The 24766-nt window shown below is 71.8% G+C and carries 19 protein-coding genes and 1 pseudogene; 8 read left to right on the forward strand and 12 right to left on the reverse strand.

The genetic code is table 11. The features are described 5' to 3' along the window. The first annotated feature begins 26 nt into the window (after positions 1-26). Both ACFZAU_RS16610 and ACFZAU_RS16615 read left to right on the forward strand, forming a co-directional pair. On the forward strand, positions 27-1412 hold the full coding sequence (locus tag ACFZAU_RS16610) for a pyridoxal phosphate-dependent decarboxylase family protein (protein WP_500552739.1): 1386 nt from the start codon (positions 27-29) through the stop codon (positions 1410-1412). Then, on the forward strand, positions 1409-2842 hold the full coding sequence (locus ACFZAU_RS16615) for a lysine N(6)-hydroxylase/L-ornithine N(5)-oxygenase family protein (RefSeq protein WP_500552740.1): 1434 nt from the start codon (positions 1409-1411) through the stop codon (positions 2840-2842). The genes ACFZAU_RS16610 and ACFZAU_RS16615 overlap by 4 nt, the downstream gene beginning before the upstream one ends. Here the strand turns inward: ACFZAU_RS16615 and ACFZAU_RS16620 are convergent. From ACFZAU_RS16620 to ACFZAU_RS16630, 3 genes are read right to left on the reverse strand one after another with little or no spacing between them, the layout of a single operon-like run. Next, on the reverse strand, positions 2784-3542 hold the full coding sequence (locus ACFZAU_RS16620; RefSeq protein WP_499606046.1) for a succinate dehydrogenase/fumarate reductase iron-sulfur subunit: 759 nt from the start codon (positions 3540-3542) through the stop codon (positions 2784-2786). The two genes, ACFZAU_RS16615 and ACFZAU_RS16620, sit on opposite strands and share 59 nt — an antisense overlap. Then, positions 3539-5473, reverse strand: a complete 1935-nt coding sequence (locus ACFZAU_RS16625; protein WP_499606048.1) for a fumarate reductase/succinate dehydrogenase flavoprotein subunit — start codon at positions 5471-5473, stop codon at positions 3539-3541. The genes ACFZAU_RS16620 and ACFZAU_RS16625 overlap by 4 nt, the downstream gene beginning before the upstream one ends. A 2-nt stretch (positions 5474-5475) precedes the next feature. Further along, positions 5476-6201 carry a succinate dehydrogenase cytochrome b subunit gene (locus ACFZAU_RS16630; RefSeq protein ID WP_500459441.1) on the reverse strand — a complete coding sequence of 242 codons (726 nt, stop codon included), beginning with the start codon at positions 6199-6201 and terminating at the stop codon, positions 5476-5478. Positions 6202-6292: 91 nt separating this feature from the next. Between ACFZAU_RS16630 and ACFZAU_RS16635 the strand changes: the two genes are divergently transcribed. Beyond that, positions 6293-7180 carry a LysR family transcriptional regulator gene (locus ACFZAU_RS16635; protein ID WP_500459440.1) on the forward strand — a complete coding sequence of 296 codons (888 nt, stop codon included), beginning with the start codon at positions 6293-6295 and terminating at the stop codon, positions 7178-7180. Positions 7181-7257: 77 nt separating this feature from the next. On the opposite strand, the gene ACFZAU_RS16640 is transcribed toward ACFZAU_RS16635, so the two are convergent. After that, positions 7258-9087, reverse strand: coding sequence for a bifunctional metallophosphatase/5'-nucleotidase (locus ACFZAU_RS16640; protein ID WP_500552741.1), 1830 nt, complete (start codon positions 9085-9087; stop codon positions 7258-7260). 175 nt (positions 9088-9262) lie between these two features. Here ACFZAU_RS16640 and ACFZAU_RS16645 point away from each other — a divergent pair, with 175 nt between their 5' ends. Both ACFZAU_RS16645 and pyk read left to right on the forward strand, forming a co-directional pair. After that, positions 9263-9970 (forward strand): SIMPL domain-containing protein, encoded by a 708-nt coding sequence (locus ACFZAU_RS16645; protein ID WP_499606054.1) that lies wholly within the window; start codon positions 9263-9265, stop codon positions 9968-9970. A gap of 139 nt (positions 9971-10109) precedes the next feature. Next, complete coding sequence (gene pyk / locus ACFZAU_RS16650) at positions 10110-11549, forward strand: pyruvate kinase (protein ID WP_500552742.1); 1440 nt, start codon at positions 10110-10112, stop codon at positions 11547-11549. Here pyk and pgfA read toward each other — a convergent pair. The 3 genes from pgfA to ACFZAU_RS16665 all read right to left on the reverse strand — a co-directional run bounded on the left by pgfA (position 11458) and on the right by ACFZAU_RS16665 (position 13956). Beyond that, entirely contained in the window at positions 11458-12507 is a 1050-nt protein-coding gene (gene pgfA / locus ACFZAU_RS16655) for a cell envelope lipid trafficking protein PgfA (RefSeq protein ID WP_500552743.1), read from the reverse strand. The two genes, pyk and pgfA, sit on opposite strands and share 92 nt — an antisense overlap. A gap of 12 nt (positions 12508-12519) precedes the next feature. Next, the gene (locus ACFZAU_RS16660) at positions 12520-12654 is read right to left on the reverse strand and encodes an SPW_0924 family protein (protein WP_107418524.1); all 135 of its coding nucleotides are present in this window, start codon (positions 12652-12654) and stop codon (positions 12520-12522) included. Positions 12655-12741: 87 nt separating this feature from the next. Then, entirely contained in the window at positions 12742-13956 is a 1215-nt protein-coding gene (locus ACFZAU_RS16665; RefSeq protein WP_500552744.1) for a lytic transglycosylase domain-containing protein, read from the reverse strand. Between the two features lie 150 nt (positions 13957-14106). On the opposite strand from ACFZAU_RS16665, the gene ACFZAU_RS16670 reads away from it, so the two are divergent. Continuing rightward, entirely contained in the window at positions 14107-15021 is a 915-nt protein-coding gene (locus ACFZAU_RS16670) for a DUF4184 family protein (RefSeq protein WP_500552745.1), read from the forward strand. Here the strand turns inward: ACFZAU_RS16670 and polA are convergent. Next, the gene (polA, locus tag ACFZAU_RS16675; RefSeq protein WP_500552746.1) at positions 14952-17687 is read right to left on the reverse strand and encodes a DNA polymerase I; all 2736 of its coding nucleotides are present in this window, start codon (positions 17685-17687) and stop codon (positions 14952-14954) included. The two genes, ACFZAU_RS16670 and polA, sit on opposite strands and share 70 nt — an antisense overlap. Before the next feature lie 67 nt (positions 17688-17754). Between polA and ACFZAU_RS16680 the strand changes: the two are divergent. Beyond that, positions 17755-20063: pseudogene (locus ACFZAU_RS16680) on the forward strand (FdhF/YdeP family oxidoreductase). Between the two features lie 56 nt (positions 20064-20119). Beyond that, entirely contained in the window at positions 20120-20605 is a 486-nt protein-coding gene (locus ACFZAU_RS16685; protein WP_499606066.1) for a PaaI family thioesterase, read from the forward strand. 115 nt (positions 20606-20720) lie between these two features. Here ACFZAU_RS16685 and ACFZAU_RS16690 read toward each other — a convergent pair whose 3' ends face one another. From ACFZAU_RS16690 to ACFZAU_RS16705, 4 genes are read right to left on the reverse strand one after another with little or no spacing between them, the layout of a single operon-like run. Next, positions 20721-21488, reverse strand: a complete 768-nt coding sequence (locus ACFZAU_RS16690; protein WP_500459430.1) for an ABC transporter ATP-binding protein — start codon at positions 21486-21488, stop codon at positions 20721-20723. Next, positions 21485-22417, reverse strand: a complete 933-nt coding sequence (locus tag ACFZAU_RS16695) for an ABC transporter ATP-binding protein (RefSeq protein ID WP_500552747.1) — start codon at positions 22415-22417, stop codon at positions 21485-21487. The genes ACFZAU_RS16690 and ACFZAU_RS16695 overlap by 4 nt, the downstream gene beginning before the upstream one ends. After that, on the reverse strand, positions 22414-23781 hold the full coding sequence (locus ACFZAU_RS16700) for a branched-chain amino acid ABC transporter permease (RefSeq protein WP_500552748.1): 1368 nt from the start codon (positions 23779-23781) through the stop codon (positions 22414-22416). Before ACFZAU_RS16700 ends, ACFZAU_RS16695 begins: the two co-directional genes overlap by 4 nt. Further along, positions 23778-24707: a branched-chain amino acid ABC transporter permease gene (locus tag ACFZAU_RS16705; RefSeq protein WP_500552749.1), complete on the reverse strand. Its 930-nt coding sequence runs from the start codon at positions 24705-24707 to the stop codon at positions 23778-23780. Before ACFZAU_RS16705 ends, ACFZAU_RS16700 begins: the two co-directional genes overlap by 4 nt. Positions 24708-24766 lie beyond the last annotated feature (59 nt).

Here is a 24766-nt window from a genome sequence, read left to right on the forward strand (position 1 = left end):
ATCCGCGACAACGGAGGCGCCGACCCATGCCACCCCCTCTCGCCGGCGGAAGTGAAGGGCCGGACCGGCTGCGCCCGTTGCTGGAGGTCGTGCTCGACGCCCTTGCCGCGGGGGCGGCGGTCCGCAAGGGGCCGCTTCCCGCGGGCGGCCCGGGGGCGGTCGCCCGCCGCGTGCGGGAGGTGCTGGGTCAGGCCCTCCCGGAGGACGGCACCGGGGCGGCGGAGGCGCTGCGCGCGCTGGTCGGGGCCGTCGCCGAGGGCGCGGCCGATCCGGCGGACCCGTTGTGCGCCGCCCATCTGCACTGCCCGCCCCTGGGCGCGGCCGTGGCGGCGGACCTCGCCGCGAGCGCGCTCAACCCCTCGATGGACTCCTGGGACCAGGCCCCCGCGGCGACCGCGCTGGAGGCGGAGGTCACCCGCGCGCTGGCCCGGCTCGTCCACCCGGCCGCGGCCGCGCCGGACGCGCTCATCACGACCGGCGGCACGGAGTCCAACCAGCTCGCGCTGCTGCTGGCCCGGGAGGGCGCCCCGGGCGTGCGGGTCGTCGCCGGGGCCAACGGGCACCACAGCGTGCCCCGCGCCGCCTGGCTGCTCGGGATGCCGGCCCCCGTCGTCGTGGAGACCCCCGGCGGGGTGCTCGACCCGGAGCGGGTACGGGAGGCGCTCGCCGCGGGCGTCGGCCCGGCCCTGCTGGTCGCCACCGCGGGCACCACGGACTCCGGCGACATCGACCCGCTCCCCGAACTCGCCCGCGCCACCCGGGAGTACGGCGCGCGCCTGCACATCGACGCCGCGTACGGCGGGTCACTGCTGTTCAGCGACCGCGAGGCGGCCAGGCTCTCCGGGCTGCGGGAGGCCGACACCGTCACCCTCGACCTGCACAAGCTCGGCTGGCAGCCCGTGGCCGCCGGGGTGCTCGCGGTGCGCGAGGCCGCGCTGCTGCGCCCCCTGGACCACCGCGCGGACTACCTGAACGCCGCCGACGACACCGAGGCCGGCTTCCCCGACCTGCTCGGCCGCTCCCTGCGTACTTCCCGCCGCCCCGACGTGCTGAAGATCGCCGTCACGCTGCGTGCCCTGGGCCGCCGCGGCCTGGGCGGGCTCGTCGAGGCGGTCGTCGACCGGGCCAGGCACCTCGCGGACCTGGTGGACCGGCACCCCGCGCTGACCCTGCGCGCCCGCCCGGCCGTCAGCACCGTGCTCTTCCGTCCCACCGGCGCCGGTGACGAGGAGGTCGCCGCGATCCGCCGCCGGCTGATGCTCGACGGCCGGGCCGTCCTCGGCCGGGCCTGCGCCGACGGGCGGCTCTGGCTCAAGGCCACCCTGCTCAACCCGACGACCACGCCCACCGACCTCGAGGCACTGCTCACGCTCGTATGCGCGACCCACCAGGAAGGCAGCACCCCCCGATGACCGCGAACGACGACCACGACCCCCACCGGGACCAGCCCTTCGACCTGCTCGGCATCGGCGTCGGCCCGTGCAACCTGTCCCTGGCCGCCCTCGCCGACGGCGTCCCGTACCTCAGCGCCGCCTTCTACGAGCAGGAGCGCTCCTTCCGCTGGCACCCGGGGCTGCTGCTCGACGACGCCACCCTCCAGGTGCCGTTCCTCGCCGACCTGGTGAGCCTGGTCGACCCCACGAGCCGGTGGAGCTACCTGAACTACCTCAGGACCCGTGAGCGGCTCTTCCCCTTCTACTTCGCCGAGCGCTTCCACACGCACCGCGCCGAGTACGACGCCTACTGCCGCTGGGTCGCCGAGTCGCTGCCCGGCATCTGCTTCGGCCACCAGGTCGACACCGTCCGCTGGAACCCCGGGCGGGCCGTCTTCGAGGTCGACCACACCCGGCTCGACGCCGACGGCCAGGCCGAGTCCCTCGGCCGCACCTACGCCCGCAACCTGGTGCTCGGCGTCGGCAGCGCGCCGTACGTGCCAGAGCCGCTGAGGCCACTGGCAGAGTCGCCCGCCGTCCCCGTCGTGCACTCCGCGCACTACCTGGAGCACCGGGACCGCCTGCTGGCCGCCGAGCACGTCACCGTCGTCGGCTCCGGTCAGTCGGGCGCCGAGGTCTTCCTGGACCTGCTGCGGGCCCGGCCCGCCGGGCGCGAACGGCTGACGTGGATCGCCCGCAGTCCCGCCTTCGCCCCCATGGAGTACAGCAAGCTCGGCCTGGAGCAGTTCACCCCCGACTACACGCGCTTCTTCCACGGGCTGTCCGAACCGGTCCGCGACAACCTCCTGCCCCGTCAGTGGCAGCTGCACCGGGCCATCGACCACGGCACGATCGGCGCCGTCCACGACGAGCTGTACCGCCGCACCCTCGGCGGCGGCTGGCCGGACGCCGTCCTCACCCCGGGCGTCACGGTCCGCACCGCCGGCCGGATGGGCATGGGAGCCGTCGAACTCCACCTGGAGCACGAGCAGCAGGGCACCCGCAGCCGGCTGGTCACCAACGCGGTCGTCCTCGCCACCGGCTACCGGGAGCGCTCCCTCGACGCGCTGCTCGCCCCGATCGACCCGTACGTCCGCCGTGACGCCTCCGGCCGGCCCCGGATCGACGAGTGCCACCGCCTCGAGCTGGACCCGGTCGTCGCCGGCACCGGCGCGGCCGTCCACGTGCAGAACGCCGAGCGCCACACCCATGGCGTCGGGGCCCCCGACCTGGGGCTCGCCGCGTGGCGCTCGGCGGTCGTGCTCAACGCGGTGACCGGCAAGGAGCCCTACCCGCTGCCCTCCCGCACGGCCTTCACGACCTTCGGGCTCGGCGCGCCCGCCGAGCCGGTCAGCCCTTGGACCGCGACTTCTCCTTGCGCAAGGCCCGCAGGTACTCGCGGTTCATAGCGGCGATCGACGGCAGCGGGATGCCCTTGGGGCAGGCCGTCGCGCATTCCCCGGTGTTGGTGCAGCCGCCGAAGCCCTGGTCGTCCATGGCGGCGACCATGTCCAGCACCCGGGTCTCGCGCTCGGGCTGCCCCTGGGGCAGCACGTTGAGGTGGTTGACCTTGGCCGAGGTGAACAGCATCGCCGAGCCGTTGGGGCAGGCCGCCACGCACGCGCCGCAGCCGATGCACTCCGCGTGCTCGAAGGCGAAGTCGGCCGCCTCCTTCGGGACGGGCGTGGCGTGCGCCTCGGGCGCGCTGCCGGTCGGCACGCTGATGTAGCCGCCCGCCTGGATCACCCGGTCGAAGGCCGACCGGTCGACGACCAGGTCCTTGACCACCGGGAAGGCGGCGGCCCGCCACGGCTCGACGTCGATGGTGTCGCCGTCCTCGAAGTGCCGCATGTGCAGCTGGCAGGTGGTGGTCCGCTCCGGGCCGTGCGCCTGCCCGTTGATCACCATGCCGCAGGCGCCGCAGATGCCCTCGCGGCAGTCGTGGTCGAAGGCCACCGGCTCGTCGCCCGCGAGGATCAGCTCCTCGTTGAGGACGTCCAGCATCTCCAGGAACGACATGTCGGGACTGATGTCCTCGACGCGGTAGGTGACCATGGTGCCGTCGTCCTCGGAGGACGGCTGACGCCAGATGCGCAGGGTGAGGTTCACGCGTAGCTCCGCTGGGTGGGGTGTACGTACTCGAAGTCGAGGGCCTCCTTGTGGAGCACCGGGTCCTCGCCGGCGCCGGTGAACTCCCAGGCCGCGGCGTACGAGAAGGCCTCGTCGTCGCGCATCGCCTCGCCGTCCGGGGTCTGGCTCTCCTCGCGGAAGTGGCCGCCGCAGGACTCGGCGCGGTGCAGGGCGTCCAGGCACATCAGCTCGGCCAGCTCCAGGAAGTCGGCGATCCGGTTGGCCTTCTCCAGCGCCTGGTTCAGCTCGTCGCCGCTGCCGGGCACCTTCACCCGGCGCCAGAACTCCTCGCGCAGCTCCGGGATCCGCTCCAGCGCCTTGCGCAGCCCCGCCTCGTTGCGGGCCATGCCGCACTCGTCCCACAGCAGCTCCCCGAGCTCGCGGTGGAAGGAGTCGGGGGTGCGGTCGCCGTCCACGGCGAGCAGCAGGTTCAGCCGGTCCTCGACGTCGGCGACCGCCTCGGCGACCGCGGGGTGGTCCGCCGTCACGGTGTCGTGCGGGCCGCGCGCCAGGTAGTCGTTGATCGTGGCCGGGAGCACGAAGTAGCCGTCGGCCAGGCCCTGCATCAGGGCGCTGGCGCCGAGGCGGTTGGCCCCGTGGTCGGAGAAGTTGGCCTCGCCGATGGCGAACAGGCCCGGGACGGTGGTCTGCAGGTCGTAGTCCACCCACAGGCCGCCCATCGTGTAGTGCACGGCGGGGTAGATCCGCATGGGCCGGGTGTACGGGTCCTCCGCGGTGATCCGCTCGTACATCTCGAAGAGGTTGCCGTACTTCTCCTCCACCTTGGCGCGGCCCATGCGGGCGATCGCGTCGGCGAAGTCCAGGTAGACGCCCTGGCCGCCGGGGCCGACGCCGCGGCCCTCGTCGCAGACGTTCTTCGCGGCACGGGAGGCGATGTCGCGCGGCACCAGGTTGCCGAAGGAGGGGTAGATCCGCTCCAGGTAGTAGTCGCGCTCGTCCTCGGGGATCTCGTGCGGCGGGCGGGTGTCGCCCTCGGCCTTCGGCACCCAGATGCGGCCGTCGTTGCGCAGCGACTCGCTCATCAGCGTCAGCTTCGACTGGTGGTCGCCGGAGCGCGGGATGCAGGTGGGGTGGATCTGCGTGAAGCAGGGGTTGGCGAAGTACGCGCCCCGGCGGTGCGCCCGCCAGATGGCGGTCGCGTTGGAGCCCTTGGCGTTGGTCGACAGGTAGAAGACGTTGCCGTAGCCGCCGCTCGCCAGCACCACGGCGTCGCCCATGTGCACCGACACCTCGCCCGTCACCAGGTCGCGGGCGACGATGCCGCGGGCCCTGCCGTCCACCACGATCAGGTCGAGCATCTCGGTGCGCGGGTGCAGTTCCACGTTGCCCGCGTCGATCTGCCGGGAGAGCGCCTGGTAGGCGCCGAGCAGCAGCTGCTGGCCCGTCTGGCCACGCGCGTAGAAGGTGCGGGAGACCTGGACGCCGCCGAAGGAGCGGGTGTCCAGCAGGCCGCCGTACTCGCGGGCGAAGGGCACGCCCTGCGCCACGCACTGGTCGATGATCTGCACCGACACCTCGGCGAGGCGGTGCACATTGGACTCGCGGGCGCGGAAGTCGCCGCCCTTGACGGTGTCGTAGAACAGGCGGTGCACGCTGTCGCCGTCGTTGCGGTAGTTCTTCGCGGCGTTGATGCCGCCCTGGGCGGCGATGGAGTGCGCCCGGCGCGGTGAGTCCTGGTAGCAGAACTGCACGACGTGGTAGCCCTGTTCGGCCAGCGTGGCGCCCGCGGAGCCGCCGGCCAGGCCCGTGCCGACCACGATCACCGTGTGCTTGCGGCGGTTGGCCGGGTTGACCAGCTTCGCCTCGAACCTGCGGCGGTCCCAGCGCTCCGCGATCGGCACGTCCGGCGCCTTGGTGTCGGCGATCGGCTCGCCCAGTCGGTAATCCACGGTCAGTCCACCAATCCGGTCATCACGGAGACGGGTACGACGAGGAAGCCGGCGGTCAGCGCGGCCGCCAGCACGTTCGCCGTGATCTTCAGCGCGCGGTCGCGGCGCTTGTTCACCGCTCCCAGGGTCTGCGCGGCGCTCCAGAAGCCGTGCCTGATGTGCAGGCCGAGGGCGAGCATCGCGACGATGTAGACGAGGTCGACCCACCAGATCCGGAAGTCGGCCACGATGTTCTCGTAGGGGTGGTGCTCCTTGCCCAGCGGGTTCACGGTGAGCGTGGTCAGGTCCAGGATGTGCCAGACGATGTACAGGCCCAGGATCACCCCGCCCCAGCGCATCGTCCGGGTCGCGTAGCTGGCCCGCTGCCGCTTGTGCTCGTACTTCGCGGGGCGCGCCTTGATGTCGCGCTTGCTGAGCTGGTAGGCGGCGACGCCGTGCAGCACCACCGCGACGACCAGGCCGGTGCGCTGGATGTACAGGTACCAGCTGTTGTGCAGGGCGGGCTCGCCGATGGTGCGCAGCCACGCCGCGTAGCCGTTGAACTCCTCCGGGCCGAAGAAGATCTTCAGGTTGCCCAGCATGTGCGCGACCAGGAACAGCAGCATGATCACGCCGGTCCCGGCCATGACCGCCTTCTTGCCCACGGTCGAGCCCCACAGTGCCCGTAGGAGCGACGGGCGGCGGTCCGTACCCGTCGTCGCCCTCGTCCTCGTCGTCGCCAAAGCCATGCGCTCGACGCTAGGTCTGCCTGCTACGACAGGTCCAAGACATGTTCCGGCTCGTTTCGATAGGCCTCGCCTATCGCGTTATCGTGCGGACATGCAGCTGCAGCAGCTCGTGTACTTCCTGGCGGTCGCCGAGACCCTGCACTTCACCCGTGCCGCCGAGCGCGTCCACGTGGCGCAGCCCTCGCTGTCGCAGCAGATCAAGGCCCTGGAGCGGGAACTGGGCGCGGACCTCTTCAGCCGTGCCCGCGGCAACATCGCGCTGACCGACGCCGGGGAGGCCCTGCTGCCGCTGGCCCGCCGCATCATCGCCGACACCGAGACGGCCACCCAGGAGGTCCAGGAACTGGTGCACCTGCGCCGCGGCCGGGTCCGCCTCGGTGCCACCCCCAGCCTCGCCACCGGCCTGCTGCCGGACGTGCTGCGCGACTTCCACGACCGCTACCCCGGCATCCGGCTGGTCGTCGAGGAGGGCGGCTCACGCGACCTGGTGCGCGAGCTGGCCTCCGGCAGCCTCGACCTCGCGCTGATCGTGCTGCCGCTGCAGAGCCACGACCCCGCCCTGGACGCCACGCCGCTGCTCCACGAGGACCTGGTGGTGGTGACCGCCGCCGACGCGCCGCCGCCGTGCGCCGGCCCCGCCATCCGGGTCGCCGACCTCAGGGACAAGCCGCTGGTCATGTTCCGCAACGGCTACGACCTGCGGGAGCTCACCGTCACCGCGTGCCGGGCGGCCGGCTTCGAGCCGCGCTTCGCGATCGAGGGCGGCGAGATGGACGCGGTGCTGGGCTTCGTGGAAGCGGGACTGGGCCCCGCCGTCGTGCCCAGCATGGTGGCCGGACGCCGCCCCAGGCTGCGCACCACGCCCTTCGAGGCCCCCGGGCTGCAGCGCACGGTCGCCCTGGCGCACCGCAAGGACGCCGAGCCCCCGCGCGCCGCCCGCGAACTGCGCCGCGTGCTCCTGGAACACGTACCGGGCTGAGGGCCGGCGGTGCCGGCGTCACCGCCCGGAGGGCGTGCGCGCCGCGCACACGCCCTCCGGGCCGGCCCGCGGACGGCCTAGAACACCGGCACACCGGCGCGGGTCAGCCGCCAGTCCTGCGAGGCGAACCGGGCCGGGTCGATGGAGCCGTTGGCCCGCACCCAGGCGATGATGGTGTTCCGGATCTCCTCGGAGTTCGCCCACACCTGCTGGGCGGTGGCGACGCCGGGGAAGTTGCCGCCGCCGTTGGCCCGGTAGTTGTTGACGGCCAGCACGAAACGGGCCGACTCGTCGATCGGCGCGCCCTGGAAGAGCACGTTCGACACCCGGGAACCGGCCGGGCGGGAGATGTCGACGTCATAGGTGACGCCGCTGACCACGTCGTAGTTGTAGTCGGGCGTGCCGCTCGCGTTCGTCAGCTTCGCGACGTCGACGGGCGCGCCGGGCGCCGTCTGCACGAAGTAGTTCGCGGAGAACTCGATGTACGCCTTGACCTGGGCGCCGGTCAGGACCCGGGCCTCCAGGGTGTTCTCGAAGACGTACAGCCCGGCCACGTCGCGGATGGTGACCTGACCCGCCGGGATGGCGGCGGTGCGCGAGAAGCACGCCGCCTGCGACAGCACCGGCAGGGCGGCGTGCTCCGTCCCGGCGAGCGCGGCCTTGACGGTCTCGGCTTGGACGAAGTTGATGAAGTCGATGATCGGCGTGTCCTTGTAGGGGGACTCCTGGGCCGACATCGCGGCGGCCGAGGTGCCGATCACCTGGTTGACGTAGGCGACGACCTCCTTGTGCTCGTCCGCGAGCAGCCGGACGATCCGCGGGTCCTCCTCGACCGTGTTGGAGTTGAGGACGGACGCGCCGACCGTGACGACCTCCCACCTGCCGCGGACCAGCTCCAGGTCGAAGTCGAAGACGGTCAGGCGCTGGCCCCACTTCAGCGGCTCGGACAGCACCACGCCCTGGCCGGTCCGCTTGTTGGCCACCACGTACTCGGGGATCTCGGAGTGGGCGTGGCCGACCAGGATCGCGTCGATGCCCGGCACCTGCTCGGCGACGAGCGCCGCCGCGTTCTCGACGTACGGCAACTGGTCACCGTAGGAGGAGGTGCCGGAGGAGCCGCTGTGGGCCGAGACGACGACCACGTCGGCCCCCATCGCGCGCAGCCGCGGCACGTACTTCGCGGCCTGCTCCTCCAGGCCCGGGAAGGTCATCCTGCCCTGCACGTTGGCCTTGTCCCAGATCGCGATGCCGGGGTTGGTCAGGCCCAGGACCGCCACCTTCACGTCGGGCGCGCCCTTCACCCGCAGCCGGTGGAAGGAGTACGGCGGGAAGGCCGGCCGGCCCGTGCGCGCGTCGAGCGCGTTGGCGCCGAGCAGCGGGAAGTCGCACTGCTCCTCGAACTTGCGCAGCACCGGGATGCCGTAGTTGAACTCATGGTTGCCCAGCGCCGCCGCGTCGTAGCCGATGGCGTTCATGGCCTGTGCCATCGGGTGCACCGGGCCGTGCTCGGCGGTGATCGGGTCGATCTTGGCGTAGTAGTACGACAGCTGGGTGCCCTGGATGGTGTCGCCGGCGTCGATGAGCAGGGTGTTCTCGCGGCCCTTGGCCGCGCGCAGCCGGGAGACCAGGGTGGAGATCTTGGCCAGGCCGACGTCGTTGTGCGCCGCGTCGTCGTACTCGGCGTCGGTGAAGTAGTCCCAGTTCAAGACGTTGCCGTGCAGGTCGGTGGTGCCGAGGACGCTGAAGGAGTACCTCTTCGGAGCGTGACCGTGGCCGTGCCCGTGCCCGTGGCGGCCCGTGGCCTGGGCCGGAGCCGCGCCGGCCACGGTGCCGGCCGTGCCGGCGAGCGCGAGTCCCGCGCCGGTGGCGGCGGAGCGGTTGAGGAAGTCCCTGCGGTTCAGCGGCATACGTCGGCTCCTGGTGTCCGGTGAGCGCCCCGGGCGGTCGCCGGGGGCGGGATGATCGTCCGTTCATGCGGTTAACGCGCGTAGATTCTGGCGCAAGGGTGCTCCGGGCAACACCCCCGCCGGGCTGCGAACAGATGACTCGTCACGGCGGCACCGGCCTGGCAGGGTGGGACGCATGACCACAGAACCGGCCAGGACGTACCCGACGCCCGAGACCCCGCACGTGGGGGTACGCGGTGAGGCGACCCTCGAGGTCGAGCCCGAGCTCGCCCGGATCGCCGTCACCGTCAGCGCCCGGGGCACCGACCGCCGCGCCACCCTGGACGACCTCAGCCGGCGCAACGCGCAGGTGCTCGACCTCGTCAAGGGCTGCACCGACGCCGTCGAGAAACTGGAGACCGGCGCCTTCGTGATCACCCCCGAGCTGCGGGAGCGGGGCCGCGGCGAGCGCGTACGGGCGTACCACGGCAGCGTGCGCGTCGGCGCCACCCTCACCGACTTCACCGCCCTGGGGGAGCTCACCACCCGGCTGGCCGATCTGGAGCTCACCCGTGTCGACGGCCCGTGGTGGTCGCTGCGCCCCGACTCCCCGGCCTACGCCGAGGCCCGCCGGCAGGCCGTGCGGGACGCTGTGCAGCGCGCCCGCGGGTACGCGGAGGCGCTCGGCGCCCGCCTGGTCGCGCTGGTCGAGCTGGCCGACGAGGGCGTGCAGCAGTCGGCGCCCTTCCGCGCTGCCCGTCCGGCGATGCGGACCGCCGCCTTCGCGGCGCCCGGCGGCGCCGAGGAGACGGCCCGCGCCCTTGACATGGAACCGGAGCGACAGAGCGTGTACGCGCAGGTCACCGCGCACTTCACGATGACCGCCCCCGACCTGTCGGGCTGAGACCCGGCACACCGGCGGTGTGCTCATCAGAGCGGACCCGGGCTCACTTCACCACTTGTCAACAACCGTTAATCAGGCTGACGTTGGACAGTCGCCTGCCACGAGGTACCTACTGTGAAGTAGGTCATAGGCTCACCCCATGCGCCGAGCAAAAATCGTCTGTACCCTCGGGCCCGCCACGGACTCCTACGACCAGATCAAGGCTCTGGTCGAGGCCGGCATGGACGTCGCCCGCCTGAACATGAGCCACGGTTGCCACGCCGATCACGAGGACCGGTACCAGCGCGTGCGCAAGGCCGCCGACGAGACCGGCCGCAGCGTCGGTGTCCTCGCGGACCTTCAAGGCCCGAAGATCCGGCTGGGACGCTTCGCCGAGGGCCCCGTACTCCTTGAACGCGGTGACGAGTTCACGATCACCACCGAGGAGGTCGAGGGCGACCGCCTGGTCTGCGGCACCACCTACAAGGGCCTCGCCGCCGACGTCACGCGCGGTGAGCGGATCCTCGTCGACGACGGCCGCGTCACCCTGGAGGTCACGGGCGTCGAGGGCCCCCGGGTCCGCACCCTGTGCATCGAGGGCGGCCTGATCTCCGACAACAAGGGGCTCAACCTCCCCGGTGTCGCGGTCTCCGTGCCCGCCCTGTCCGAGAAGGACGTCGAGGACCTGCGCTGGGCGCTGCGCATCGGTGCCGACATCATCGCGCTGTCCTTCGTCCGCAGCGGCCGGGACGTCGAGGACGTGCTGCGCATCATGCGCGAGGAGGACCGCCGGGTCCCCGTCATCGCCAAGGTCGAGAAGCCGCAGGCGGTCGACAACCTCGAGGAGATCGTCGCCGCGTTCGACGGGATCATGGTTGCCCGCGGCGACCTCGGCGTCGAGATGCCGCTGGAGGCCGTGCCGATGGTGCAGAAGCGCGCCGTCTCCCTCGCCCGGCGCAACGCCAAGCCGGTGATCGTCGCGACGCAGATGCTGGAGTCGATGATCGACTCCTCGCGGCCCACCCGCGCGGAGGCCTCCGACGTCGCCAACGCCGTCGTGGACGGCGCCGACGCGGTCATGCTCTCCGGCGAGACCAGCGTCGGCAAGCACCCCGTCGAGACGGTCAGGACCATGGGCCGGATCGTCGCCGCCGCCGAGGAGGACATGCTCGCGGCGGGCCTGCCGCCGCTGACCGAGCAGAACAAGCCCCGCACCCAGGGCGGCGCCGTCGCGCGCGCGGCCGCGGAGATGGGCGACTTCCTCGACGCCAAGTACCTGGTGGCCTTCACGCAGTCCGGCGACACCGCGCGGCGGCTGTCCCGCTACCGCTCGCCGATCCCCGTGCTCGCCTTCAGCCCCGAGCCGGCCACCCGCTCCCAGCTCAGCCTGACCTGGGGCGTGGAGACCTTCCTCGGGCCGATGGTGCAGACGACCGACGAGATGGTCGACCAGGTCGACGAGCAGCTGCTGCGCATCGGCCGCTGCCAGGAGAGCGACGTCGTCGTCATCACGGCGGGCTCGCCGCCCGGTGTCCCCGGGACCACCAACCTCGTGCGCGTGCACCACATCGGGGAGGACGACTCCCCTTCGCGTCGCTGAGGCCGCCGGCGCCGCCCGCTGCCGGGCGGCGGCCGCGCGCCTCCAGGACGAGCGCGAGCGACAGCAGCGCGACGCCGAGTGCGAGGGAGCCCCACGGCAGGTAGGAGGTCAGCAGCAGCACCGCCTGCCGCTGGGACCTCACCAGGGCCACGGTGTGCCGGACGTAGTCCTCGCGCATCCTCACGTGCCCGGCGAACGCGGTGATCGGCCGCTGCTTCCCGTCGGTGAAGCGCATCTCCTCGCGGTGGACCTCCTCGTCGTTGACCGGCGCCCCGGTGACGGGGTCCACCCAGAACATGCGCTTGGTGGTGTACCAGCGCTCCATGCCCATCGCCGCGACGGTCTGCGGGGTGACGCCCTCGACCGGCATCTTCTTCGGCAGCGGCACCTCGGTCCACGGCACGGTCTGCTCGAAGTAGTAGACCTCCAGCCCGCGGAACTCCTGCGTGCCCCGGTAGTGGATGGGCGCGGAGGTCCGCGCCTGCGCGTCGAAGTAGTAGTAGTCCCGCTTCTCGATCAGGAAGGGGAACTTGAACTCGACGCCCCGCCGTCGGACGGCGTCGCCGTCCACGCTCTCGCCCCCCGCGTGGACGGGCTCCTGCGTGTGGGCGTCGAAGACGTACCGCTCGGGCACCTGGGAGACCATCGCGCCGTCCGGGCCCACCACGTAGGCCAGCCCGTCCCACACGACCACGTCACGTCCGGTGGCCCGGTCGATCCTGCGGGCCTCCTCCACGTCGCCCTTGAGGGTCTGCACGATGCTGACCTTGGAGACCTTCTTCGGCCGCATCGTGCCGTAGTCGAGCAGCGTGGCGTCCCGCGCCTCCAGGACGACCGCCTGGTACTGGCCCGCCGGGATCTTCGCCAGCCGCGGGAACGCGTACCAGCGGACGAGGGGCGACAGCGCGGTGAAGAACACCGCGAGGGACAGCAGGACCAGGCTTGACCTGCGGCGCATGGGACCGCCCTCCTACGGGTGCGCGGGGACGGTGGTGAGCAGCGGCTCGGGGGAGGTGCTGCCGTCCGGCGGACCGACCGCGGTCACGAGAAGGACGATCGCGAACGCGGCGACGAGTCCGATGGCCGCGGCGATGACTGCGCGCATGGCCGTACCTCCCGGTCGTACGGCTACGTCGGCTGGGCCGGTGCACCGTAGCAACCGGGAGGTGAAATGAGAACAGGTTCTACGGCGTCAGTTGACCGGGCCGGTGGCGGTGCCGCCCTCGGTCTCCGTCGGTGACGGGCTGTCCCCGGGGGAGGCCGTCGCGCACGGGTCGGGCGTACCGGTCTGCGACGGGGACGTCGTGTCGGTGGGGGTCGCCGTGGGTGAGCCGGAGTCCGTCGGGCAGGTCGGCGGGTCCGTCGGGCCGGACGGGTCGGTCGGGTCCGTGGTCGGATCCGTCGGGTCCGTGCTGGGGCCCGTCGTCGGGGAGTCGGTGGGCGAGGGGTGGCCCGACGGGGTGCCGATCGTGCCGCTGGAGGACGCGGTCGGGGTGGGCTTCTTCGTCGGCGAGGCGCTCATGCTCGGGGACCACGTCGGCGACGGCGAGGCGGAGGGCGTCGTGGAGACCGGCGGGTTGTGGGGCGTGTCGCTGCCCGCGTCGCCGATGTCGGGGAGGGAGACGACGTCACCGTCACGGAAGTGGTCGTACCAGGACAGGACCGTGTTCAGGTACGCCGTCGAGTTGTTGTAGCCCAGGATCGCCTGGTGCAGGTTGCTCTCGATCGACAGGTCGCGGTTGCCCGCGCAGAGGTAGCGGCCGGCGGCGAGCGCCGCGTCGAATATGTTGTTCGGGTCGCTGACCCCGTCGTCGTTGCCGTCGGCGCCCCAGGTGTCCCAGGTCGACGGGATGAACTGCATCGGGCCTATCGCACGGTCGTGGACGGTGTCCCCGTCCCACTTGCCGCCGTCGGTGTCCGTGATGTTCGCGAAGCCGTCGCCGTTGAGGACCGGGCCCAGGATGGGGGAGAGCGTGGTGCCCGCCGAGTCGACGTTGCCGCCGCGCGCCTGGTTGGACTCGACCTGGCCGATCGCGGCCAGCAGCTCCCAGCGCATGTTGCAGCCCGGGTCGCTGGCGGCGAGGGCCGTCTCGGCCCTGCGGTAGGCCTCCAGCACGGACGCCGGCAGGCCGGTGCCGCCGGTGGTCACGGTGCCGGTTCCGGCGTCGGTGGTGGTGGAGCTGCCCGGAGGGGGCGTGTTGAGCGGCGGGAGCTCGGTCAGGTACTCCGACGAGTTGCCGTCGATGGGGTCGCCCGGCGGGGGCACGATCGGGGCACCGGCACTGGTGTTGAGGACGCCCGGCAGGAGTCCGGGGGCCTGGGAACCCGTCAGCGCCGCCATGGCCGCGGCGGCCACCGCGGTGCCCGCGACTCCCCTGCGGATCCGCCGTCCGTACCGCGCTCGCATACCCGAAGCCCCTCCCGAAAGCCGCGTCGCCCGTCTCCCTGCGTGGCAACCCTGGTGACCCTACGGCAACTTCCTGAACGGAGCCACCGTCCCGGACGTCGCATACTGATCGGACCGATGTGTTCCGGAAGAGGTTGCATGCCGTTCACGATGAGTCATGCGTTGGCCGTCCTGCCGGGTCTGCGGCAGGACCCCGCCGGCACCGTACGGGGACGCGGCCCGCTGGTGGCCGCCGCCCTCGTCGCCGGCTCCTTCGCCCCCGACGTGCCCTACTTCGCCGATTCGCTGGTGCGGGGCCTCTTCGGCTACGGACAGCTCACCCACGCCCCGTTGGGCGTCGTCCTCGTGGACCCGGTCGTCGCCGCCGGGCTGGTGTGCGGCTGGGCGGTGCTGCGCGGCCCGATGGTGGCGCTGCTGCCCGAGCGCCGGCAGGCGGGCATCGCTGCCCTGGTGGGCGCCGGCGACCGCCCGCGCTCCTCGGTGCGCTCGGCCGCGGCCTTCTGGCTGTCGGCGGTGGCGGGGGCGACCACCCACGTGGTCTGGGACGCCTTCACCCACCCCGGACGGTGGGGCGTGCGCCTGCTGCCCGCGCTCGACCACGAGGTGCACGGCACGGCCCTGCACAAGTACGCCCAGTACGGCAGCTCGGCCGTGGCGCTGGTGGTGCTGGGCTGCTACGGGCTGCGGGCCCTCAGGGCCGTGCCCGGTGAACCGGCGGCCGTGCCCGGTGAACCGGCCGAAAAGCGCCCCTCGCCGGTGCCCCGGCTCTCCCGCCGGGCCCGCCGGCTCGCCCTGACCGTCCTCGGCGCCACCACGGCCGCCGGCGCCGCCGTGCGCGCGGAGCAGTGGTACGGGGCCACCGGCGACGCCGCCGGGATGATCCCGGCCGTGCTCTTCGGCGCCGGCGCGGGACTCGCCCTGGCCGCCGCGGCCTGCGCCGGCGCGGTGCACCTCACGCACCGCGCCGACCGCCGCGACGGCCGGGGGACGCCCGGTCAGTGGGCCGCCGACTCCCAGTCCGCGCCGACGCCCACGGAGACGTCCAGCGGCGCCCGCAACGGGTAGGCGGCCGCCATCTCGCGGCGGACCAGCTCCTCCACCGCGGCGCGCTCGCCGGGCGCGACCTCGACCACGATTTCGTCGTGCACCTGGAGCAGCAGCCGGGACCGCAGCCCCTCCTGCGCCAGCGCCGCGTCCACCTTCAGCATCGCGATCTTGACGATGTCGGCGGCCGAGCCCTGGATCGGCGCGTTCAGCGCCATCCGCTCGGCCATCTCGCGTCGCTGCCGGTTGTCGCTGGTGAGGTCCGGAAGGTAACGGCGGCGGCCCATCAGGGTCTCGGTGTAGCCGGTGACCCGGGCCTCCTCCACCACGCGCTGCAGATAGTCCCGCACGCCGCCGAAGCGCTGGAAGTACGTCTCCATCAGGCCGCGCGCCTCCGCCGCCTCGATGCCCAGCTGCTGCGACAGGCCGAAGGCCGACAGCCCGTACGCCAGGCCGTACGACATCGCCTTGATCTTGCGGCGCATCTCGGCGTCCACCTGCTCCGGCGGCACCGAGAAGACGTAACTGCCGACGGTGGTGTGCAGGTCCTCGCCGGAGTCGAAGGCCGCGATCAGCCCCTCGTCCTCCGACAGGTGGGCCATCACCCGCAGTTCGATCTGGCTGTAGTCGGCGGTCAGCAGCGACTCGTAGCCCTCGCCGACCACGAAACCGCGGCGGATCGCCCGGCCCTCGTCGGTGCGCACCGGCACGTTCTGCAGGTTGGGGTCGGTCGACGACAGCCGGCCCGTGGCCGCCACGATCTGGCTGAACGTGGTGTGGATCCGCCCGTCGGGAGCGATCGTCTTGACCAGCCCCTCGACCGTCACCCGCAGCTTCGCCTGCTCCCGGTGCCGCAGCATGATCACCGGCAGCTCGTGCTCGGTCTGCGCCGCCAGCCACGCCAGCGCGTCCGCGTCGGTGGTGTAACCCGTCTTGGTCTTCTTCGTCTTGGGCAGCCCCAGCTCGCCGAAGAGCACCTCCTGCAGCTGCTTGGGGGAGCCCAGGTTGAACTCGTGCCCGACCGCGGCGTGCGCCTCCTTCACGGCGAGCTGCACCTCGCCCGCGAACCGCTGCTCCAGGCGCTCCAGATGCTCGCGGTCCGCGGCGATGCCCGCCCGCTCCATCCGCGCCAGCAGCGCCGAGGTCGGCAGCTCCACCTCCTCCAGCAGCCGCCGCGCGCCGTCCTGCTCCAGCCGTGCGGCGAACGCCTCGCCCAGGTCCAGCACGGTGCGCGCCTGCACCATCAGGGCCTCGGTCTCCGCCTCGTCGTCCGCGCCGAAGGCCAACTGGCCGTCCACGCCGCCCGCGGGGGCCAGTTCACGCCCCAGGTACTCCACCGACAGGTCGTCCAGCGCGAACGAGCGGCGGCCGGGCTTCACCAGGTACGCGGCCAGCGCCGTGCACATCGTGACGCCGTCCACGGACCAGCCGTGCTCGGCGAGGACCCGCATCATGTTCTTGACGTTGTGCAGCACCTTCGGCCGGGCCGCGTCGGCCAGCCACGCCGCGAAGGCCCGCTCGTCCTTCTCGTCCAGCGCCGCCGGGTCGAACCACGCCGCCGGTCCCTCGGCCGTCGCCAGCGCCACCTCGGACACACTGCCCGCGCCCAGTGCCCACGCGTCGACCGTCGCCACGCCCAGTGGCCCGCCCGCGTGCTCCGCCAGCCAGCCGGCCAGCTCGCCCGCGGCCAGCACCCGGCCCTCGACGGCGACGCCGCCGGCGACCTCCGGCGCGTCCTCCTGCGCGGCGCCCGGGTCGGCCGCGTACAGCCGCTCCCGGAAGTTGGGGTGGCGGAACTCCAGGGTGTCCAGCACCACGTCGAGCGCGTCCCGGTCGTACGGCTGCCGCGCCAACTGCTCCGGCCCGCAGGGCAGCTCCACGTCCCGCACCAGCTCCGTCAGCCGGCGGTTCAGCTTCACCGACTCCAAGTGGGCGCGCAGGTTCTCGCCGGCCTTGCCCTTCACCTCGTCGGCGCGCTCCGCGAGTTCCGCGAACGAGCCGAACTGGTTGATCCACTTGGCGGCGGTCTTCTCGCCGACGCCCGGGATGCCCGGCAGGTTGTCGGACGGGTCGCCGCGCAGCGCCGCGAAGTCCGGGTACTGCGTGGGGGTCAGCCCGTACTTCTCCTCGACCTTGCCCGGGGTGAACCGGGTCAGCTCCGAGACGCCCTTGGTCGGGTACAGCACCGTGACGTGGTCCGAGACGAGCTGGAAGGAGTCGCGGTCGCCGGTGACGATCAGCACCTCGTACCCGAGGGCCTCCGCCTGCGTGGCCAGCGTGGCGATCACGTCGTCCGCCTCGTAGCCCTCCGTGGCGAAGCGCTGCACGTTCATCGTGTCCAGCAGCTCGCCGATCAGCCCGACCTGGCTGCGGAACTCGTCCGGCGTCGTGGAGCGGGTCGCCTTGTACTCGGGGAACTCCTCCAGACGCCACGTGCGCCGCGAGACGTCGAACGCGACCGCCAGATGCGTCGGCCGCTCGTCACGCAGGGTGTTCGCCAGCATGGAAGCGAAGCCGTACACCGCGTTCGTCGGCTGGCCGGTGGTGGTGTTGAAGTTCTCCACCGGCAGCGCGTAGAACGCCCGGTACGCCAGCGAGTGCCCGTCCAGCAGGAGCAACCGGGGCCGCTCACCCCCCTGGGGTGCGGTGCCGGTCGCTGCGCTCGTCTTCTCTGCCTTTGCTGCCACGTTCCCGATCCTCCCACGCCCGACTGACACTGCCGGTCCGCGGCCTCGTCGTGGCAGGATCGAAGCCATGGCAGGCAAAGCACCCGCAGGCGACCCCGTCCAGGACGCACCCGAGGTCAGCGCCCCGCAGCACGCCGCTGCCGGGCTCCCGGCCGTAGGGCACACGCTCCGCATCGCGCAGCAGCAGATGGGAGTGCGGCGGACCGCGCTCACCCTCCTCAGGGTCAACCAGAAGGACGGCTTCGACTGCCCCGGCTGCGCCTGGCCGGAGCCGGAGCACCGGCACACCGCCGAGTTCTGCGAGAACGGGGCCAAGGCCGTCGCCGAGGAGGCCACCCTGCGCCGGGTCACCCCGGACTTCTTCGCCGCGCACCCCGTCGCCGACCTCGCCCGGCGCAGCGGCTACTGGCTGGGCCAGCAGGGCCGCCTCACCCAGCCCATGTACCTGCCCGACGGCGCCGACCACTACGAGCCCGTCCCCTGGGAGCGCGCCTTCGAGATCGTCGCCGACGAGCTGCACCGGCTGACCGGCCCCGACGAGGCCCTCTTCTACACCTCGGGCCGCACCAGCAACGAGGCCGCCTTCCTCTACCAGCTCTTCGCCCGCGAGTTCGGCACCAACAACCTGCCCGACTGCTCCAACATGTGCCACGAGTCGTCCGGCTCCGCGCTCGCCGAGACCATAGGCGTCGGCAAGGGCAGCGTCCTGCTGGACGACCTCCACCGCGCCGACCTGATCATCGTCGCCGGGCAGAACCCCGGCACCAACCACCCCCGCATGCTCTCCGCCCTGGAGAAGGCGAAGGCGGGCGGCGCGAAGGTCGTCACCGTCAACCCGCTCCCCGAGGCCGGCCTGCAGCGCTTCAAGAACCCGCAGACCCCCAAGGGCCTGGCCGGCGGCGGCACACCGCTCGCCGACCTCTTCCTGCAGATCCGGCTCGGCGGCGACCAGGCCCTCTTCCGCGCCCTCAACAAGGGCCTCCTGGAGGCCGAGGACCGGGCGCCCGGAACCGTGCTCGACCAGGCCTTCATCGCCGGCCACACCCACGGTTTCGAGGCGTGCGCGGCCGCGGCCCGCGCCACCGACCCCGACGAGGTGCTGCGCGCCACCGGGCTCCCGCAGTCCGACATCGACCGGCTGCTCGCCATGGTGCTCGACGCCCGGAGCGTCATCGTCTGCTGGGCCATGGGCCTCACCCAGCACAAGCACTCCGTGCCCACCATCAAGGAGGTCGTCAACTTCCTCCTCCTGCGCGGCAACATCGGCCGCCCCGGCGCCGGCGTGTGCCCCGTGCGCGGCCACAGCAACGTCCAGGGCGACCGCACCATGGGCATCTACGAGAAGCCCGCACCCGCCTTCCTCGACGCCCTGGAGAAGGAGTTCGGCTTCGCCCCGCCCCGCGAGCACGGCCTGGACACCGTCGCCGCCATCCGCGCCCTGCGCGACGGCGACGCCAAGGTCTTCTTCGCCATGGGCGGCAACTTCGTCGCCGCCTCACCCACACGGACGTCACCGAGGCCGCCATGCGCCGCGCCCGCCTCACCGTGCACGTGTCCACCAAGCTCAACCGCTCCCACGTGGTCACCGGCGCCCGCGCCCTGATCCTGCCCACCCTGGGCCGCACCGAGAAGGACGTCCAGACGGCCGGCGAGCAGTTCGTCACCGTCGAGGACTCCATGGGCATGGTGCACGCCTCCCGCGGCGGCCTGGAGCCCGCGAGCCCCCTGCTGCTGTCGGAGCCGGCCATCGTCTGCCGCCTCGCCCGCGCCGTCCTCGGCCCGGACAGCCGCGTGCCGTGGGAGGAGCTCGAGGCCGACTACGACCGGATCCGCGACCGCATATCCCGCGTGGTCCCCGGCTTCGACGACTTCAACGCCAAGGTGCGCCGCCCCGGCGGCTTCACCCTCCCGCACGCCCCGCGCGACTCCCGCAGCTTCCCCACCGCCACGGGGCGGGCCAACTTCACCGCCGCGCCCCTGGAGTACCCGCACGTGCCCGAGGGCCGGCTGCTACTGCAGACGCTGCGCTCGCACGACCAGTACAACACCACCATCTACGGCCTCGACGACCGCTACCGCGGCATCAAGGGCGGCCGCCGCGTCGTCCTGGTCCACCCCGAGGACGCCGCCGCCCTCGGCTTCGCCGACGGCGCCTACACCGACCTCGTCAGCGAGTGGACGGACGGCACGGAACGCCGCGCCGGGGGCTTCCGGGTGGTCCACTACCCGACGGCCCGCGGCTGCGCCGCCGCCTACTACCCGGAGACGAACGTGCTGGTCCCCCTCGACCACACCGCCGACACCAGCAACACCCCCGCGTCCAAGTCCGTCGTCGTCCGGCTGGAACCGACGACCCCGGTCGGCGGTCCCCACTGACCGTCCGGTAGAAAACGGGCCAGTACACCGAACGACGACGATCGGAGCCACCGTCCATGGGCGAGCAGACCACCACCAGCCTTTTCTCCCCGGAGGTCATCGAGCAGTACGCCGGACTCGGCGTCGACCTGGTGGCGCTCTTCTCCGCCGGCGACCTCGGCTCCCGCATGGGCATCGAGATCGTCGAGGCGACCGCGGAGCGCGTCGTGGGCACCATGCCCGTCGAGGGGAACACCCAGCCCTACGGGCTCCTCCATGGCGGCGCCTCCGCCGTCCTGGCGGAGACCATCGGGTCCATCGGCGCCATGCTGCACGGCGGCCCCGGCAAGATCGCCGTCGGGGTCGACCTCAACTGCACCCACCACCGCGGCCTGCGCTCAGGCCGGGTGACCGGGGTCGCCACCCCCGTGCACCGCGGCCGCTCCTCCGCGACGTACGAGATCGTCATCAGCGACGAACAGGACCGCCGCGTCTGCTCCGCCCGCCTCACCTGCATGCTGCGCCCCGCCACCCCGGCCACCCCCGGCGCCGTCTCCTCCTGACGTCCGGCACGACGGCACGGACGGCACGCACAAGGCGAACGGCCCCCGGAATGCTCCGGGGGCCGTTCGCCTTGCCGTATGACGCGCCGTACGGCGTGCCGCGGGACGCCGTACGTTACGCCGCGCCCTCACCGAGGTAGGCGGCACGCACGCGCGGGTCGGACAGCAGGGCCGAGGCGTCGTCCTCCATGACGATCGCACCCGTCTCCAGCACATAGCCGCGGTCGGCCAACTGCAGCGCCTGGGAGGCGTTCTGCTCCACCAGCAGCACCGTGGTGCCCTGGTCGTTGATCTCCTTGATGATCTCGAAGATCTGCTGGACGATCAGCGGCGCCAGACCCATCGACGGCTCGTCGAGCAGCAGCAGGTTCGGACGGCCCATCAGCGCCCGGCCGATGGCCAGCATCTGCTGCTCACCGCCGGACAGGGTGCCCGCCAGCTGCGTACGCCGCTCCGCCAGGCGCGGGAAGAGGGTCAGCACCCGGTCCAGGTCGTCCTTGGAGACGCCCTTGAACCGGTACGCGCCCATCTCCAGGTTCTCCAGCACCGTCATCACCGGGAAGACCCGGCGGCCCTCCGGGGACTGGCCGATGCCGAGCTCCACGACCTTGTGCGAGGGAACGCCGTCGATCCGCTGGCCGCCCAGCCGCACCTCGCCGTGGCGGGGCTGCAGCAGACCGGAGATCGTGCGCAGGGTGGTGGTCTTGCCGGCGCCGTTCGCGCCCAGCAGGGCCACGACCTCGCCCTGCCCGACCGTCACGTTGATGCCCTTCAGCGCCTGGATCGCGCCGTAGAACACCTGCAGGTCGACCAGCTCCAGCATCGCCGGCGCCTGGGCGGCGGAACCAGCCGTCGCCTTCTCGAAGTTGGCGGCCTCGGTCATCGGCCCTCCTCCTCGGACTCACGCGGCGCGGGGACTTCGGGAACATCGGCCGCGTGGTGCGACTCGACGATCTCCACCATCTCCGCGACGGCCTCCACGGCCTCCTCGTCGGCCGAACCCAGGTACGCCTCGATCACCGCGGGATCGCGCTGCACCTCCTCGGGCAGCCCCTCGGCGATCACCTTGCCGAAGTTCAGCACCATCACGCGGTCGGCGACCGACATCACGAGCTTCATGTCGTGCTCGATCAGCAGCACGCTGACGCCCAGGTCCTGGTTGATCCGGCGGATCAGCTGCTCCAGCTCCAGCTTCTCCGTCGGGTTCGTACCGGCCGCAGGCTCGTCCAGCAGCAGCACCTTCGGGTCGGTCGCCAGCGCCCGCGCGATCTCCAGGCGCCGCTGGTCACCGTAGGAAAGACTGGCTGCCAGCTCATTGTGCTTGCCCGCCAGACCCACGTACGACAGCAGCTCTTGCGCCCGCTTGTCGCTGGCCTTCTCGTCCCGGCGCGCCCACGGCATGCCCAGCATGATCGAGATCGCGCCCGACTTCTGCCGCGACTCCGCCGCGATCTTGACGTTCTCCAGCGCCGTCAGGGCGCTGAAGAGCCGGATGTTCTGGTACGTACGGGCCACACCGTAACGGTTCACCAGGTACGGCTTGGCGCCGAGCAGTTTGCGCTCCGCACCGCCCTCCTCGTGGAAGGTGATCGCTCCCTCCTGCGGGACGTACACGCCCGTCAGGGAGTTGAACAGCGAGGTCTTGCCCGCGCCGTTCGGGCCGATCACCGCGAGGATCTCGCCCCGCCGCATCGTCAGGTCGACGTCCGAGAGGCTGGTGAGACCGCCGAACCGCAGCGTCACGCCACGGGCCTGCAGCACCGTTCCGCCGGTCCGCCCGGGCTCCACGCCCGCGTCCTTCACCGCGTTCACGACTTCACGCCTCCCGTCGGCTCGGTCATCGCATCGGCGTCACCGATGCCCGCCTCCGCCATGTGCAGCTCGCGCTGCCTGCGGCGGGAGGGGATCACACCCTGCGGACGGAAGATCATCATGATGACGAGCAGCGCACCCAGGTAGATGAAGCGGTCCGCCGGAGGAACGTAGTCCTTCAGCGCGTTCGGCAGCCACACCAGCAGCGCGGCGCCGAACAGCACGCCCGCGATGGAGCCCATGCCGCCGAACACCACGTACGCCAGCGCGAGCACCGACAGCACGATGGTGAAGTTCTCCGGGTTGATGAAGCCGACCTTGCTGGAGTACACCACGCCCGCCAGGCCCGAGGTCGACGCACCGATCGCGAACGCCAGCAGCTTGTACCGGACGGTGTTGATGCCCGTCGCGGAGGCGGCCACCTCGTCCTCCCGGATCGCCGTCCAGGTGCGGCCGATCCGCGAGTGCTCCAGGCGGTTGTACAGGAAGATCAGCACCACCAGGAAGAACAGCAGCAGGTACCAGTACGGCAGCGGGTCCAGCGTCCAGTCGTAGTTGATCGGACCGATGTGGATCGACGGGTGCGGGATGCCGATGACACCGCGCGAACCGTTGGTGAACCCGTCCGAGTTCTTGGCGACCAGGTACACGATCTCGTGGAAGCCCAGCGTCACGATCGCCAGGTAGTCACCGCGCAGCCGCAGCGTCGGGGCGCCCAGCAGCACACCGGCGATCAGGCAGGTGACGATGGCGAACGGGATCGACTCCAGCGCGCCCACCGTGAACGGCGGCTTCACCGGCATGTGGCCGGTCCAGAAGGCGCAGGAGTACGCGCCGATCGCGTAGAAGGCGATGAAGCCGAGGTCCAGCAGACCGGCCCAGCCGACCACCACGTTCAGGCCGACCGCGATGATCATGAAGACCCCCATCTGCGTGACGAGGACCTCCTGCCACTCCACAGTGGTGTTGGCGGGGATGACGATCGCCAGCACCAAAACGAGCACCAGGGCGCCCAGCCGCAGCCAGCCGTTGGACCGGAACATCGCCCGGGTCGGCTCCAGCGACTTGCTGACGCCCTGCGCACTCTGCCGGGCCGCGTCGCGCACCGGAGCGCCGAACTCCACCAGCGCCCAGACACCCACCAGGATGGCGATGCAGATGTACAGCCGCGCCGACTCGAAGGCGCCGGTGAACGCCGACAACTTCTCCGCCGGGTTGCCGTCCTCGCCCGTCATCAGCGCGAGGATGAAGCCCAGCGCCACCATGCCGAGCAGGCGGGTCCAGCGGGGCTGCTGGTACCAGGCCTTGCGGCGCAGTTTGGCCACGTCCACGGAGAAGGACTCGGAAGCGGTCGCGTCGCTCATGCCGACCTCCCCAGACGCTCGCCCATGATGCCCGTCGGACGGAACATCAGCACCAGGATCAGGACCACGAACGCGGTCACGTCGATCCACTGGGTGCCGAACAGCGGGGAGCTCAGGTTCTCGACGATGCCCAGCAGCAGGCCGCCCAGCATCGCACCGCGGATGTTGCCGATACCGCCCAGCACCGCCGCCGCGAAGGCCTTGATGCCCGGCAGGAAGCCCACCGTGAACCAGACCTGGCCGGAGATGCCGAAGCCGTAGAGGAAGCCGGCCGCGCCACCCAGCAGACCGCCGATGATGAACGTACGGGAGATGATCTTGTCGATGTCGACACCCATCAGACCCGCGGTCTCGGCGTCCTGCGCCACGGCCCGGATGCCCGCACCCATCTTGGTGCGGTTGACCACCATGTCCAGACCGATCATCATCGCGACCGCGGAACCGATGATGATCAGCTGAGTGATCTTGACCGGGGTGCCGAAGACGCTGAAGACCTCACCGTTGGTGTACAGCTCCGGCATCGGCACGGGGTTGCGGCCCCACAGCTTGCCCGCCAGGTTGTACAGGAAGAACGACGCGCCGATGGCGCTGATCAGGAAGACCAGCTTGGGCGCGTTCCGCTTGCGCAGCGGCTTGTACGCCGCCTTCTCCAGCCCGAACGCGGTCAGCGCTCCGACCAGGGCGCCGGCGATCATGCCGACGATCACCCACACGACGGAGTTGAACCCGTGCGGGGACTGCGGGGCGAGCTCCGACAGCACGACGAGCGAACCGAAGCCGCCCATCATGAAGACCTCGCTGTGCGCGAAGTTGATGAGCTGGAGCACGCCGTAGACCAGGGTGTACCCGATCGCGATGACGGCGTACATGGACCCCGTCGTCAAGCCTGGGATGAAGTAGTCCCAGAAGTTGTGGAAGAGATTCATCGTGCGTGGGAATCCTTGCTGAAGCCGGTGAAGGGCGGCGAAAACGCGTCCGACACAGC

The organism is Streptomyces sp. NPDC008238, assembly GCF_042956445.1.
Lineage (GTDB): Bacteria > Actinomycetota > Actinomycetes > Streptomycetales > Streptomycetaceae > Actinacidiphila.

Excerpts from the sequence above, each read along its gene's own strand:
- pyk (WP_500552742.1), top strand. The coding sequence starts at position 10,110 with ATGCGCCGAGCAAAAATCGTCTGTACCCTCGGGCCCGCCACGGACTCC.
- ACFZAU_RS16705 (WP_500552749.1), bottom strand. The coding sequence starts at position 24,707 with ATGAATCTCTTCCACAACTTCTGGGACTACTTCATCCCAGGCTTGACG.
- ACFZAU_RS16610 (WP_500552739.1), top strand. The coding sequence starts at position 27 with ATGCCACCCCCTCTCGCCGGCGGAAGTGAAGGGCCGGACCGGCTGCGC.
- ACFZAU_RS16690 (WP_500459430.1), bottom strand. The coding sequence starts at position 21,488 with ATGACCGAGGCCGCCAACTTCGAGAAGGCGACGGCTGGTTCCGCCGCC.
- ACFZAU_RS16635 (WP_500459440.1), top strand. The coding sequence starts at position 6,293 with ATGCAGCTGCAGCAGCTCGTGTACTTCCTGGCGGTCGCCGAGACCCTG.
- ACFZAU_RS16685 (WP_499606066.1), top strand. The coding sequence starts at position 20,120 with ATGGGCGAGCAGACCACCACCAGCCTTTTCTCCCCGGAGGTCATCGAG.
- ACFZAU_RS16645 (WP_499606054.1), top strand. The coding sequence starts at position 9,263 with ATGACCACAGAACCGGCCAGGACGTACCCGACGCCCGAGACCCCGCAC.
- ACFZAU_RS16665 (WP_500552744.1), bottom strand. The coding sequence starts at position 13,956 with ATGCGAGCGCGGTACGGACGGCGGATCCGCAGGGGAGTCGCGGGCACC.
- ACFZAU_RS16700 (WP_500552748.1), bottom strand. The coding sequence starts at position 23,781 with ATGAGCGACGCGACCGCTTCCGAGTCCTTCTCCGTGGACGTGGCCAAA.
- pgfA (WP_500552743.1), bottom strand. The coding sequence starts at position 12,507 with ATGCGCCGCAGGTCAAGCCTGGTCCTGCTGTCCCTCGCGGTGTTCTTC.
- ACFZAU_RS16660 (WP_107418524.1), bottom strand. The coding sequence starts at position 12,654 with ATGCGCGCAGTCATCGCCGCGGCCATCGGACTCGTCGCCGCGTTCGCG.
- ACFZAU_RS16615 (WP_500552740.1), top strand. The coding sequence starts at position 1,409 with ATGACCGCGAACGACGACCACGACCCCCACCGGGACCAGCCCTTCGAC.
- ACFZAU_RS16670 (WP_500552745.1), top strand. The coding sequence starts at position 14,107 with ATGAGTCATGCGTTGGCCGTCCTGCCGGGTCTGCGGCAGGACCCCGCC.
- ACFZAU_RS16640 (WP_500552741.1), bottom strand. The coding sequence starts at position 9,087 with ATGCCGCTGAACCGCAGGGACTTCCTCAACCGCTCCGCCGCCACCGGC.
- ACFZAU_RS16630 (WP_500459441.1), bottom strand. The coding sequence starts at position 6,201 with ATGGCTTTGGCGACGACGAGGACGAGGGCGACGACGGGTACGGACCGC.